This window comes from Anabaena sp. UHCC 0204 (assembly GCF_009711975.1).
Taxonomy (GTDB): domain Bacteria; phylum Cyanobacteriota; class Cyanobacteriia; order Cyanobacteriales; family Nostocaceae; genus Dolichospermum.
This window is the reverse complement of the sequence record NZ_VIKW01000008.1, coordinates 91,313-105,235: the sequence shown is the minus strand read 5'-3', so window position 1 is coordinate 105,235 and position 13,923 is coordinate 91,313. Positions and strand designations below refer to the sequence as shown.

Sequence of the window (13,923 nt, the reverse complement as noted above, 5' to 3'; positions counted from 1 at the left end):
ATTATCTACCTTTAATTTTTTCACTTCTTTCAACATGATCATGAGTTCCGTAGAAGTGAAGTTGTAAAGTATCTCCCGATGCTTGGCAAGTTACCCTGAGACTATCATTAACTCGAAAATGATCTATAGTAGTGTTTTTATATCTATTAAAATCTAATCCTCCACCAAAAAGAATTTCTGTGCTACCTTTTGATAAAGTGAGTTTTTGAGATACTTTAGCTATAGTTTCCTGTAATTTTATCTTTTCTTGGTTGCTCTTGATTTTTTTATAGTCCTCAGTAAAGCTATCTGCATAATTAATTCTTGGGAAAGTCAATAAATTCTGAGATAATAGCTTATCTTTACATCTATCCCAAATTAGCTGACCCCATGTAGAGAGAATCATTTCTGCCTCAACAATTACACGCCATTCTTGTGGAACTTTCTTAGCCTCTTCCCAAAATGAAGGTATTGCACCAAACTCCATCATAGCTAATTGCACTTTGTATTCTTCTACCTTTTCTATATCAATAGTGATAGGTAGTTTGGGAATTTTTACTACTTCATGAGAACCCTCAAATACATAAATAATTTCATCTGCATAAAACATACCTATAGTATTAAAGTATCCCTGTAAAGCTTTAAATCCACCAACCAAATTAAAACAAATTTCATATTTGTCATCTTTGTATTTCTTGAGAGTTTCTAGCATATTAGGTATTAATTTGGCCATAGTTTCTGTAAAAACAGCAGTGCTAGAAATTGATAGTTCCGGCTGAATTAAGGGGAATGTAGCTTCAATACCTTTGCTTTTTAAAAACGCTCCTAGTATTTGAGATGTAGCTTTACCTTGAGCCGTATCTGTTGTAATTAGTATATGAGTGTCATATCTACCATCTTCTATTTTCTCATCATATAAACCATAAATACCATTTAACTCCGCACTCATTTCTCTTATTTCTAAGATATTACTATCATCTAACTTTTCCTCTATTCTCATTTGTAAAGGTACAATTATTTTAGAAAATACATGATAATAATCTGAACTGGTTTCAATTTTTTCTTGAGTCCAGTTAGCTGTTTTAGTCAAATCGAAAATCCATTTTTTAGGATCTTTATCTTCATTAACTGCATTAGTTAGTAAACTTGTCCCTACAGTAGAAATTACAAGACGATGCATATTGACTCCTTCGTTTTATTTAAGTTAATTAATTTCGAGAATGGGAATTTAACTTTGCTTCTCCAACTAAAGCTGTATGTTTTCTGGCAAGATACCCTAAGTATAGTTGTATGAGTTTAAGATGAATTTGCTTTGTAAGTTCTGTCTGATTGCTTGGATCGTCAACATATTGATTTAAGGGGTTATTTTTAGGGATAGATTTCCTAATACAGCGAACAATATCATGAGCATATTCTATCAATGTATCAAGATCATTAACCAGTTCTATAGCAAAAATATCTTTGCCAATTTTCTTACTCCAAATAGGACTTGCTCCGCTTTTACCAATGTAACATTTGATAAAATTTTTAATAACTGCAATGGAAGCACTAGGACTAACTGCATTAGCTACAACGTTTCTAAAAGGCGATTTCTTATCTTCAATACCAATAGAAAATCTATCAGCTATTGTATTTATTTTATCAATCACATCATCCATTTTATCTGCTATTGCTTTTTGAATTCTAAACTCTAATTGCTGCTGCAAAAAGCCATCTAAATTATCTAGCATATTAAACTGCATCCTTTCTCATTACTAAATGAAATTCATTGCAAACTTCCACTTGTCCAAAACCTTCATAAGTTTTGTCCCCAACTCCTGTTAACTCTAAATTGGCTAAAGCTGTATACCATTTTTCCGGGTGTGCTGTACTAAATAAGTAAACAGCACCTTTATTAGTTACTAATTCTACATCTTTCATTAATCCCCAAGCAGCATTCCAACCAGAACGATAGTCATAACTACTGTAAGCAGCATGAATTTCTAAAGATGAATCATCCACCCCTACAAAGTGTTGTAACATTGCTGGAGAAATTACCGTTGTCCGTTGCCATTTTTCAGTTAAAATTGCATCTGCTTGCAAATTTAATGTGAAATATGTTTGTTTGGGTAAGTATTCAATTGAATTACCAAAGACTGACCATTTTTTCCAGCGTTCCCATAACTTAGCATTAAATAATTCTATTTTCGATTGAATATTATTGGTGATTTTTGCTAAATTAGCATGAATTTCTATTTTACCTAAACCGCGTGAAGTTGAACCTCCTAAACGAAAATTCAATGAATTTTTATCAATAAATTGCCAGAGTGTATCTGATAAGTTATCTGGAACAATAATAGAGGATATATAACTGACAGGTTTAGGCTTTTTCCCTTTTGATTCTGACTCATTCAAAACTTCAATGCTATACAAAATTTCTTCTTCTGACGTTGCACGTCTTCTATTTATTCCTACCTTAGTTAATAAACGTTTTTGTGATGAAAGCTTATAGTATTTATCGTTAAACACACTATAAAAAGTGATTCCTGATGAATCTACTCTTCCACCATCAACAGGACAATTTGGTTCGTATGCGTAACCATAGCAATCTGCACACAAACGGTCAAAAAGAGTGTCAAAAACACCATTACAGTTATAACCATTACAGTTCTTACCTGTTTTGAAACCTGGGTTTGTCTTTGAACTTAAAGCAGTAGTTGGTAATATTTTTACTTCTTCTTCTTGTTTAAAATCATCTTTTTCAATTTTGCGAATATTAGGATAAGCATTTTTAAAAATAGCAGGTTCATCACCTAAAAACAAAGCCTGAAAATCACCACCATTTTCACTTAAATCACTAAACTGTTGACCAGATTGTTTTAAGATTTCACCGGCAATTGCCCCACGAATGACACTACCAGGAATATAATCTTCACATTCACTAATAGAACCACCAGGTTTTTGTCGAGAAATTGCTAAAGGAGATAAAGCTTTAATTTGTAATTCTATCTTCTTCATTGTATCTCACCTTTTCCTAAAAATTCCCAAATCTCTGTTAAATTTATATTTCTGACTTCATTTTCTAATTCATCTAATTGCCAATGCAACCAACCTAAACCAGCAGATTTACTACCACCTAAAGCATAAATTTGTTTTAAACCTATCAAAATTAAGACTTTTGCATAATCTGGTCTTTCTGGTGTTAAACTTGGTTGAATATGTATCTTGCCTTGAAATTTAAGTTTTGCATTTGCTGGTGATGTTTCTAAAAAATAAAGTTTATTTTCTTCCCCAGTCCGACGACGACGGTTTATAGTTACACCAGGACGGATAATTTCTGGTAAATTTTCTGGATCTTCTGTATAAATCAAATCATCAAAAATTACCCGCGAAGGTAAAACCGGATCACCAAAAATCTGACTAATTAAACAGTGATATGTGTTCTCATATCCTGGTATTTCATATTGCGAACGTTTAAATTTATCTGGTGCGTTATCTCTCCTAATTAACATTCTTGCCGCATTGGGAGATTCAGAAATTGCCCAGTTTAAACCTCTTAGTATTTTTTCGCATTCATGACGCACTCTTCCCTTAATTTGTGAACCAGGAATTAATAAATTACCTTCTGGGTTGCGGACGATTGGTTTATCTGCTAAAGAACCTGATGAACCTCCCGCACCTACACATAAAGCTGAATCAATTATGGCGGTAATTGTGTAAGGTTTAACTTGCCTATTCTTATTTTCTATTAATGATTGAAGTTGTATCATGGTGTAGTTTCCTGTTCTACTTTCTCTGAATATTTAGTATCTGCAAATTCTATTAAACCAAATAAATCTACCATTTCTCTCCAGATAGTTTCATATTTAGTTTCTTCCTTGGAATTTTCTTTGATATCGCACATCCAAGGTGCAATGTTACCTTTGTTAGTTTTTGCTGGACACCATATATGTTCAAAGTTTTCTTTCAGTCTATGTCCTTTATTCAAGCGATAACGAAAATAATAATAATTTAAACTTGCAGTTCTTCTACCTTTTTCTAAAAAACTACGAATTTGATATAGTTGGGATTTGGGAAATTCGGCTTTTTGCAATGCTTGAATAGATTTAAAAAATTTCTCCAACTCAGGTAATGTATAAGGTGCAGCATACAATTTAAGTTTATCAAAAGTTAAAGCTTTATTGCGAAATTCTTCTATGCTTGCAGAAATCATAGTTACTGATTTCATGGTAAAGAAATCAACTGTACCACCATAATAAGTGATTTTTTTGTTTGTTTTTTCATCCGTATAATTTAAAGTCTTAGCATATTTTTTTGCAGATTTTAATAGCTGTGTTACTAAATTTTCTGCATAATAAATTGGTGTGTTATAAGCTGTAATCAATACACCACTTGACATACTTAATTTACATTGATTATGTTCTGATATAGTTTCATGAAAACGATGAAATTTGTTAGGATTGGTTAGTTTCTCTTCTATTTTGTAGTCGCCTTTTATGTGTAAATTCGATATTTCAACTTCACCTAAAAGTATTTTTTCAAATTGCTCACCAATAATTTTTGCAATTTGTAAAGCTTTATCAGCAGGTACGATTAATAAAATATCATCACCGCCAATAGTGAGAATTTCAAAAGGATGAATGAAATCACCATTTTTTAATCTTGATTGAGATTCGTCAATTCCTTGTAATTTACGAGGTTTTAAATTCTCAGCTAATGCGATAAAAACTGCATATCTGGTTGCATTATCTACGTCTTGGCTAAAGTCTTGATATTCTTGAGGAGTGCGTATTTTTTGAATTGCACCACCCATGTTATTACCATCTGCATAAATATAAGCAATATATCCATTACTTACTTTACCCAAATGTGTCAGAGATTCAGCTATTTCAATGTTATCAAAATTAGAATTTTCAGCATATTGATATTTTTGTTGATGATTATTCGCTAAAAACGACTCAAATCTTTTTATCCAACCATCATCTATTGGATGTTTACCTTCTGGATACCAATCAGTTTCTTTATATTCTCCAGTTTTCACTCTATCACTAAACTTGCGTTTGATAGCAGAGGATTCAGAATAATATGGTTTTCCAGGAAGATCATTGGCTTGAGTAATTGCAGAACGTTTTTCAGTTTCATCTCTCCTTAAATATGGATGAGTTTCAAACATTGGTGGATAACGACGAGTAGGACGATTTTCAAAGTCATTACCGCTACGACGTTGATTAAAGCTAATTGCTAGTTTTGTAGTTAGTTCGTTAAAACTCTTGCGGTTTTTAAAATTGTCTTCTGGAATAGAGGAATTTTCGGTGATTTTACCAAAATATGATTCTATGATTTCATGATTATAATTTTCTTGATACTTCTCTAACCAAAAAGTATCTTCTATATTATCTCTTAATAAGCCCAATTTAATTTCTAGTAATTTAAATGTTTCACCAACTGCACAGGAATTAGCGGTTAATGTTCTATATGTATAACGCTTTTCAATTGCATTAGCTAAGTCATCAACAAAAGCAGGGGGACAAAAAGCCAGAATATTTCCACCTGTCGAATAGATGATTAATTCGGGAATGAGAACTTCTGATAATTCGCAATCTTGATTAAAATTCTCATTTAACCATGTCCTCACATCATTACATTGAATAGAATATAAGTTTTTATCTCTTTCATTAGAAGATTCTGGCTGATAATTATGGTTAAAAAATGCACGTAAATCAACTACGTTAATTTGATCTAAAAGTCCAGAAGCACCTCGAATATCAGGAAGTTTCTCAGATTCAAATACATAACCTTTAACTTTAGTTACACCACCATAAACTAAACCAATTTTAGATTCCCACAAAATAGGGTGTTTTTCAGTTAATTGCTTTAAATCATTTAAGGTTTCGGGAAATGGTAAATTATCTAATTCTTTAACTGCATCAACTAAAGCCTGAACTTCATCTGGTACATCTCCCTTACTTCTCAAAGCCTTCTGCATTTCTCGCAAAACAGTAATATCAAACTGCGGTTTTCTGTCATTTCCCCAAGCCAAACACCAGCTAATTGCTGTGATAATTTCCTGCTGATAACTATTCATAACCAATTTCCAACGGTGATATTAACTGCTTTAAATTACTTTTTTACTTACTGATTAGACTTTTAACCTGCTGTAACAACACATCCGGTAAAGGATTGGTCTTACCAAGTATCAAAGTACCATAAGTCATCTCTAAATAGGGTTGAGTTTTGTGAACAATTGCTACATCTGCTAAACTACTAATTATTGTTGCAACAGGACTTAAATTCCCCCTGTCGTGACAAAATTCATGCCAAGGTGCAATAGACTCCAGTTGAGAACTGATAATTAAATAATGGCTACAAGCCTCTAAAATCGGTAACTTCTCCGGTTGTACCATCCCCCCAACATCAACAATTACCAAAGATTTTTGTCGCCGTAATTGTAAAATAGACTGGGCATGATAGGGATAAAATCTATCTGTTAGCTTACCCCGATCGCGTGCCTTAAATTCCTCAAGTTCCGCATCTGTAGCATTTTCACCTAATTCTAATAAGTAATTACCCTCACCATCCCAATGGGCGCGTTGTAAGTAAATATGCGGATTGTCGGCTAATAAAGCTTGAAACAAAGCATGGGAAAGGACACTTTTGCCACTATTGGGAGGACCAACAATCATCAAAGCTGGACAAAGGCTTCTGATTTGAGAGGTTGTAGTTTCTCCTGCCGATTTCCTGCCATTTTCGGGATGAATAGGAATTACTTCACCGCTATGCACCAATTTTGAATGAGTAGCAACTACTACCGCACCCAACCGAGGATCATAACAAGCTACCCAAGCGGTAGGATGTAACTTATGAACAAGACACCCAAATAACCATATTGGCGCACGACCAGAAATAATTATTCCCCCAGTAGCATCAATTCCCTGGGGTAGAGATAGATCCATTAAATCATCCGGTGTGATTAAACGGTCTTTTGCCACTAACTCAATTAACAAAAATTGATAATGGAGATTTTCATAAATTTGGGTTTCCCCTATAGACAGAAATAATGGCGATAAATTCATTTTCGTTCTTCCTGAGTTGGTAAATCTTGATACTCTCTAGCCATAACCTCTATATTGTCTGATTCCCACCGTGCAGAAATTACATCAGGTTGAAGATCACCGATAAGTCGGTATAAAGTTCTGTCACATAACCAGCCTATTACTAAGCTACTCACAAAAACAGAGAAAGTACAAATAATTACCGCCCATAATCCCAAAGGGGCAATAATCAGGATTATCCATGTCACACCTGCATTACCCAGCGCCACACCGTAATTGCGGTATTTAACTAACTTTTTGGCTACAGACTTAGACATCAGAATATCTGCCTTTTTTGGTTGAACAAGTTCATTATGTCACCCCGATAGAAAAGGGGTATTCCAACGACATTGCACAATTATCACAGCGGGGTTTTCTCACCCCATCACCAATTACTGACTAAAAATGACAACTTTATATTTAACGGAAGCCGGAACAGTTGTTCGCTATCAAAACGAATCTCTATTAATAGTCAAACAAAACAAATCCCAGAATTTCCGGTTAGCGGAAGTTACCCTAGTCGTTATTTTACCAGGAGTCCAGTTAACTGATGTGGTAATTTCCCAATTACTAGATAAAGGAATTGAAACAATTTTTCTGCGTCAAGATGGGCAATTTCGCGGACGACTGCAAGGGCAATTTCCCAGTAATCCTACGGTTAGGTTAGCTCAATATCGAACAGTGGAAACTACTTTTGGTATGGCGTTGGCGCAAAAATTAATTATGGGTAAAATCCGCAATCAACGGGTATTATTACAACGACGCAATCGGGCGACAGAGGGGAAAATTACGGAATTGAGTGAAGCTATTGATTTAATCAGCGCCTATTCATCTCGTTTAAATAATACCACTACACCATTTAACCGTGATGAATTGATGGGAATTGAGGGGATTTGCGCCCGCACATATTACCAGGCTTTACGTCATTGTTTCCCGTCTCAATGGAATTTCACAGGCCGCAACCGTCGCCCACCTCTTGATCCCATTAATGCGTTATTAAGTTGGGGTTATGGTGTTTTGTTAGCGCGGGTATTTGCGGCGACTGTACAAGCGGGCTTAGATCCCTATTTGGGTTTTTTCCATGCGACTGAACCCTATCGTCCGAATTTGGTTTTAGATTTAATGGAGGAATTTCGTCCGGTGGTGGTGGACCACGGGGTACTGGCGATAATTCAATCGGATATTTTAGGAACTGAGGATTTTTTACCGTCTCCGAATGGGGAGGGAATTTGGTTAGGAATTATGGCGAAAAAGTTGTTTTTGGGGGAGTTGGAAAGAAGGTTAAGAACTTCTGTTTTATATCCTCCACAAAATCGCCGTTTAACGTTAAGTCAAATATTAGTAGAACAAGCCCGGTGTGTGGGACGGTGTTTAATACATTCTGAGTTGAGTTATGAAGCATTTGTGATTAAATAATTGACAATGGACAATGGACAATTGACAATTGACAATGGACAATTGACAATTATAAGAGAATGCAGAACAATTTACAATTACAGGAAATTGCAGGTAAATTAAGCATAAAGCAAATTTTATTCCTAAATTATTCATTGTCAATTATCAATTGTCAATTGTCAATTATTTCTACTTGTTTTTATGATTGAGGTTAAAAGTCTAATTAATTCTCTGTTATCATTATTGATACTTTTGTATTCTTTTTCTGTGAGGTAATCTGTTTTATATAATAGTTCTATCCAATAATCGGATTCATTTGCTTCTTTCAAGGAAATTGCTAACTTATGAATGAAATCTGCTTTACTTTCTGCTTGTTCAGCTTCTCTTACTAATGCTCCAATTGCAGTACCAGATCGTAGTAGTTGTTTTGATAAAACAAATTCTCGTTTTTGGTCACTTAAATATTTATATAAATTGACAATACGAACGGCAAAATAAAAGCTTTTATCCTTAATAATGTTTTCTTTCATAATACTTAATAATTGACAATTGACAATGGATAATTGACAATGAATAATTTAGGAACAAAATTTGCTTTATACTTAATTTACCTGCAATTTCCTGTAATTGTAAATTGTCAATTGTCAATTGTAAATTATTTTATGCCCAAATTATGGTTAGTTTGTTATGACGTGAAGGATGATAAACGCCGCACTAAATTGGCTAAGTTGATTGAACAGCGTTGTCAACGGGTGCAATATTCGGTGTTTGAATGTCCTTTGGATGATAAGGAGTTGAATTACCAGTTGGAAAAAAGATGGTTGAAGGTTCTTAAGTTGAGTGAGGATAATTTACGGGTATATCCTCTTGATGAAACTGCTAAACAGAATACACGAGTTTTTGGTAGTGATCCTCCTTATCAACCACCTGATTATTTAATTTTGTAAAGTTGAATGTTGGATGTGAAGGGGGTTAAGGTTGCTTGAAATACCCGTGTGGTAAGGTTTTGGGCTATTGTAACGAGATGTAAGGAATTGTCTCTAGTTAGTCGTATGAAGCTACACAGATTAATTGTTAGTAATGTTTTGTAATATTGAGGAAATGTTGGTTTTTAGGGTTGACATCTTGGGGTTTTCGTTTTATTATGACTGTATTGGCTGATTTCGGCTTTCTGAACCTAGAAAAAAGAATACTAGCATTTTAAGTTACACGGCTGTTTCTGTATCCGTGTGCGATCGCTTCCTGAAATCCGTATGTCGTCAAGTTTCCAATGGTATAGGGTTTTTCATGACCTTTTCCCCGCAAGGGGACGGAAACAAAGTAGAAGTAAGATTAGGAAACTTTTCTTTTAGTTCAGGTTTTTCATGACCTTTTCCCCGCAAGGGGACGGAAACTCTAGTTTATATAAGGTGTCTACAATGCCAGAGTTTTGTAGTTTTTCATGACCTTTTCCCCGCAAGGGGACGGAAACTCTAAACCATTGCTGGTGAAGAAGGTAATAGCTTGGTTGGCAGCTTGGTTTTTCATGACCTTTTCCCCGCAAGGGGACGGAAACAACACAGTTATCTCCTACTTTTAGGTGCCAGAACTTAAGTTTTTCATGACCTTTTCCCCGCAAGGGGACGGAAACCTAGTGCTACCTGTAACAGATGTTCATTTTTTCTACCTTCTTGATACATCGTTTTTCATGACCTTTTCCCCGCAAGGGGACGGAAACGATAGCGGATAGTCAATGTCATTCAAGTGCATAGCAGTCAGGTTTGTTTTTCATGACCTTTTCCCCGCAAGGGGACGGAAACAGTCTCTACTCTAACTACCTGCAATGATATCAGATAACGTTTTTCATGACCTTTTCCCCGCAAGGGGACGGAAACTTTATTGTCTTGTAAATAACATACTTCTTTGTCCCTACTTGTAGCTCTCTGTTTTTCATGACCTTTTCCCCGCAAGGGGACGGAAACGCGGCTCTCCATATCAGAGAGTTAAATATTCCCATGTGTTTTTCATGACCTTTTCCCCGCAAGGGGACGGAAACCGCTTTTCAAGTGCATCTCGTAATGTTGCTATTAACTCAGTTTTTCATGACCTTTTCCCCGCAAGGGGACGGAAACGAAGCTAAAGTTAGAGGTGAAGTTTACGGTAGAGAGTTGTTTTTCATGACCTTTTCCCCGCAAGGGGACGGAAACATTCTTACATAACCTCTACATGGGTTTTCATAGCAACCGTTTTTCATGACCTTTTCCCCGCAAGGGGACGGAAACAAAGTAGCCAGCCATGTAAAGGTTCATATCTTCTTTACGTTTTTCATGACCTTTTCCCCGCAAGGGGACGGAAACATGATTCATCATGAATTTCTCTATTAGTCATAGTCATGAAAGTTTTTCATGACCTTTTCCCCGCAAGGGGACGGAAACTGAATCAGTAAGACATGCTTCAAATGTTTGTATTTCACACCAGTTTTTCATGACCTTTTCCCCGCAAGGGGACGGAAACCGTTCAAAACGTCTCTAGCTCCTATTTCCTTATTACGGTTTTTCATGACCTTTTCCCCGCAAGGGGACGGAAACGTTATCTAGGCTTGTTAGGCTAAACACACTATTCTTGCAAGTTTTTCATGACCTTTTCCCCGCAAGGGGACGGAAACTCTTGTAGCCTACAGGTAGTTGCCCTGGTTTCTCAACGTTTTTCATGACCTTTTCCCCGCAAGGGGACGGAAACTCTCTCACGTCCAACCCTGTTTTTACGTTAGAGTTGAAAACAAGTTTTTCATGACCTTTTCCCCGCAAGGGGATGGAAACCTGTTACTATTTCAATAATAAAATGGGTGTCCTCTCGTGTCACATATAGCAGTTATTGGTCGGATGAAATACAATGGAGGGCGGGGAAACCCCACCCCTACAGGTTTTGCGATTTAATGACTGTATCTCACAAAGAGTGAATACCGCTTTGTTATTGACAAACCGCAGATGGTAGAAAGATAGATTTGGGTAGAATATTGTGTAGTATCAAGCCTGGGGACAAAAACCAAAATCAAAACATTGCCCAAACTACATATAATTAATGTATTATCTCAAAAAGAGATAGGCGATCGCACTAAATAACAGAAATTGCTAATTAGAGAAAATGTCAGAATCAGGTGGTTATCGAGTTTCGACTCCGCTCAACTACCGCGTAGTCGAGATAATATCCAGAATTTAAGGAGGTAGAGACGTTCCATGGAAAGTCTCTACAAAGGTCTTGAACGTATGCAAAATTATTTTCATCCCTAAAATCAGCAATGCCATTATCAGTCAAACCATTAAGTTTACCTGTTAAACCATTGAGATTGTTAGTAGTAACTTCTAGTATCGCTTCAATTCTGTCTAATCTATCTACTGGTTGAGTGTTCATTGGTTTTGTTTTCGGGTTGGAAATCACTCAAATTTACTTGGGAACTGTGCGCTTGTGTTTCTGATAGGTTCTTTTCAATCAATGCCTTTTTGATTATGACACTCACTAATTGAGGGACAGATCGAAATTCAGATTTAGCCCATTTTTCTAATGCAACATATTCATCAGAATCAAAGCTGATAGTCGTTCTAGGTCTTTTAGTAGCCATATATAACATCACTCGTCTATATAACTGCCATTATTACCTATTAACAGTAATATGTTTCTGGTACATCACTTACTAATTTAAGTAAAAAGTGATGTACTTGATGAGGATATCACCATAACCAGGAATTGAACAAAGATTTTGCAAAAGAGAAAAAAGCAAAATCCGCTACAATAGATACAACCAGAAAAAAATGTTACTGTGAACTTCCCCTATCCACCCACACCGCAAATATTACATTGGTTAGCAGCAGGACAACTTGGCAATCGCTTACACCGTTCAATACGCCTATGGGTGATTTTGAATAAACTCTATGGGGAAGAAAACTGGATACAAGAATTACCGAAAAACTTTACTTATTCTCAACTGCGCGATCGCCTATTCCGATATAATCATCCTAAAAGCGAAACAATTAGCACTTCTCAAATTTCCGCAAACTGTGGAGACAACACTTGTATTTGTCATCAAAACTGTGGGAATATTCTGCAAACATCAAATTGTTACCTATCGGAATTAGAATGGCAACAAGAAATCATCCAACTCACAGGAATTACACCAGAATATTTAGCCGTACAAATCCAACAATCACCTTTTGCAACGGTACATCGTTCTTTAAGAGATGATTTAAAACAACTTGTTCGCTTAGGATGGTTACAATCACCCCATAAAGGACAATATCAAAGTCTTCCCACTCCAGAATTACCCACACCTGTAACTCCAACAAATTCCCCAGCTACCTTTACCCAACTTTCTCTTCCCCAAACCTGGGAATTACTCCACGCATTAGAATCAATATCTTTTGTTCAACCCAATTTAGAAATTATCAGTCAAAGTTTGTGGGAACAGATTCTCCATACTTCTCCCACACCCGAAAAGCGGATATTTCTGCATTTAGATTATATCCTCTCTCCAGAAATGCAAGACAAGGTGGATAACTATCAAGAACAATTAGAACAACTTTGGCGAAAACAAACTGGTGGAGTTATTCGCTTCAAAACTTTGATACCAGCTACAGCCAAGAAAGTTGCAGTTACGGTTTATCCTGTTTGTCTGCACTATTCCCGCCGCGCTAAATATCTCAGTGCTTATGGTATTGATCCTCATGGTAACACAGGATGGCATAATTACCGACTGGACAGGATTGCTTCCGCAAAATTACAGATTCTCGCTTGGGGAGATCCAGAAATTCCTCCAGAATTACAATTAATGTGGGAGAGTGGAACATTACCCACACCGCAGCAAGTGGAACAGGAATTAGCAGCAGCTTGGGGGTTTAATTTTTACCTAAAACGGGAATTTTTAATTATGCGTTTTCCTCCAGATTTTGCCCGTTGGTATGTAGATAACACCGTTAGACATCAATCATTCAAACCTGTTATTTACGCAGAAATACGGGATTTGGTTAAAATAAATATTCCTGAAAGTCAACAAATACAAGTATTAGAGATTCTTGAACAAAAATCCAGTGATGATGCTTATTATACGGCATGGATACGCGATACAGATATTAACGTTTTGATGCGTTTACGAGATTGGCGGCCAAAAGGAGAGGTAATTGCACCATTATCTGTTAGGGAAGGTCTAAAGGCTGAAGCTATGCAAGAGTTGGAGAATTATCAATTAAGTAAGATTTGGATTTGATGTAGGGGTAGCGCCCCCGTGCCTACCCCGGTATTTGGGCAACCATGGGGGGATTGCCCCTACCTTTATGCCTACCCCGGTATTTGGGCAACCACGGGGGGATTGCCCCTACCTTTATGCCTACCCCGGTATTTGGGCAACCACGGGGGGATTGCCCCTACTCCTCGTTTTATTTAAACACTTGTGTTATTACAGATAAAAATAACTAAGGTTGTATAATTAACCAGTCTCCACAATTAAAAG

At 36.2% G+C, this 13,923-nt stretch carries 12 protein-coding genes and 1 CRISPR repeat array; of the genes, 3 read left to right on the top strand and 9 right to left on the bottom strand.

Features of this window, described 5'->3' with window-relative positions:
- Position 1: 1 nt before the first annotated feature.
- Genes FJR04_RS26120 through csx18 form a run of 7 tightly spaced genes read right to left on the bottom strand, consistent with a single transcriptional unit; the run spans position 2 to position 7,327 of the window.
- Positions 2–1,159, bottom strand: a complete 1,158-nt coding sequence (locus tag FJR04_RS26120) for a CRISPR-associated protein (RefSeq protein WP_168493706.1) — start codon at positions 1,157–1,159, stop codon at positions 2–4.
- A 28-nt stretch (positions 1,160–1,187) separates the two neighbouring features.
- Positions 1,188–1,709 carry a hypothetical protein gene (locus FJR04_RS08790; protein WP_168493705.1) on the bottom strand — a complete coding sequence of 174 codons (522 nt, stop codon included), beginning with the start codon at positions 1,707–1,709 and terminating at the stop codon, positions 1,188–1,190.
- 1 nt (position 1,710) lies between these two features.
- Positions 1,711–2,976 carry a CRISPR-associated RAMP protein Csx10 gene (csx10, locus tag FJR04_RS08785; RefSeq protein ID WP_168493703.1) on the bottom strand — a complete coding sequence of 422 codons (1,266 nt, stop codon included), beginning with the start codon at positions 2,974–2,976 and terminating at the stop codon, positions 1,711–1,713.
- On the bottom strand, positions 2,973–3,728 hold the full coding sequence (locus tag FJR04_RS08780; protein WP_168493701.1) for an RAMP superfamily CRISPR-associated protein: 756 nt from the start codon (positions 3,726–3,728) through the stop codon (positions 2,973–2,975). The genes csx10 and FJR04_RS08780 overlap by 4 nt, the downstream gene beginning before the upstream one ends.
- A complete protein-coding gene (gene cas10 / locus FJR04_RS08775) occupies positions 3,725–6,043 on the bottom strand; it encodes a type III-B CRISPR-associated protein Cas10/Cmr2 (RefSeq protein ID WP_168493699.1) in 2,319 nt (772 codons plus the stop codon). Before cas10 ends, FJR04_RS08780 begins: the two co-directional genes overlap by 4 nt.
- 43 nt (positions 6,044–6,086) lie before the next feature.
- Positions 6,087–7,031 carry a CRISPR-associated ring nuclease Crn3/Csx3 gene (gene crn3 / locus FJR04_RS08770; protein WP_168493698.1) on the bottom strand — a complete coding sequence of 315 codons (945 nt, stop codon included), beginning with the start codon at positions 7,029–7,031 and terminating at the stop codon, positions 6,087–6,089.
- Positions 7,028–7,327 carry a CRISPR-associated protein Csx18 gene (gene csx18, locus FJR04_RS08765; RefSeq protein WP_168493695.1) on the bottom strand — a complete coding sequence of 100 codons (300 nt, stop codon included), beginning with the start codon at positions 7,325–7,327 and terminating at the stop codon, positions 7,028–7,030. Before csx18 ends, crn3 begins: the two co-directional genes overlap by 4 nt.
- A gap of 127 nt (positions 7,328–7,454) precedes the next feature.
- Here csx18 and cas1 point away from each other — a divergent pair, with 127 nt between their 5' ends.
- Positions 7,455–8,465, top strand: a complete 1,011-nt coding sequence (cas1, locus tag FJR04_RS08760; protein WP_168493693.1) for a CRISPR-associated endonuclease Cas1 — start codon at positions 7,455–7,457, stop codon at positions 8,463–8,465.
- A gap of 158 nt (positions 8,466–8,623) precedes the next feature.
- Here the strand turns inward: cas1 and FJR04_RS08755 are convergent, their stop codons facing one another.
- A complete protein-coding gene (locus FJR04_RS08755) occupies positions 8,624–8,974 on the bottom strand; it encodes a four helix bundle protein (RefSeq protein ID WP_168493691.1) in 351 nt (116 codons plus the stop codon).
- Between the two features lie 132 nt (positions 8,975–9,106).
- Here FJR04_RS08755 and cas2 point away from each other — a divergent pair, with 132 nt between their 5' ends.
- Positions 9,107–9,391: a CRISPR-associated endonuclease Cas2 gene (gene cas2 / locus FJR04_RS08750; RefSeq protein WP_168493689.1), complete on the top strand. Its 285-nt coding sequence runs from the start codon at positions 9,107–9,109 to the stop codon at positions 9,389–9,391.
- A 333-nt stretch (positions 9,392–9,724) separates the two neighbouring features.
- A CRISPR array of direct repeats spans positions 9,725–11,242; the repeat unit is 37 nt; unit sequence GTTTTTCATGACCTTTTCCCCGCAAGGGGACGGAAAC.
- 334 nt (positions 11,243–11,576) lie between these two features.
- On the opposite strand, the gene FJR04_RS08745 is transcribed toward cas2, so the two are convergent.
- Positions 11,577–11,834 carry a hypothetical protein gene (locus FJR04_RS08745; RefSeq protein ID WP_168493680.1) on the bottom strand — a complete coding sequence of 86 codons (258 nt, stop codon included), beginning with the start codon at positions 11,832–11,834 and terminating at the stop codon, positions 11,577–11,579.
- A gap of 406 nt (positions 11,835–12,240) precedes the next feature.
- Here FJR04_RS08745 and FJR04_RS26625 point away from each other — a divergent pair, with 406 nt between their 5' ends.
- Positions 12,241–13,680, top strand: coding sequence for a TIGR03985 family CRISPR-associated protein (locus tag FJR04_RS26625; protein ID WP_168493676.1), 1,440 nt, complete (start codon positions 12,241–12,243; stop codon positions 13,678–13,680).
- Positions 13,681–13,923 lie beyond the last annotated feature (243 nt).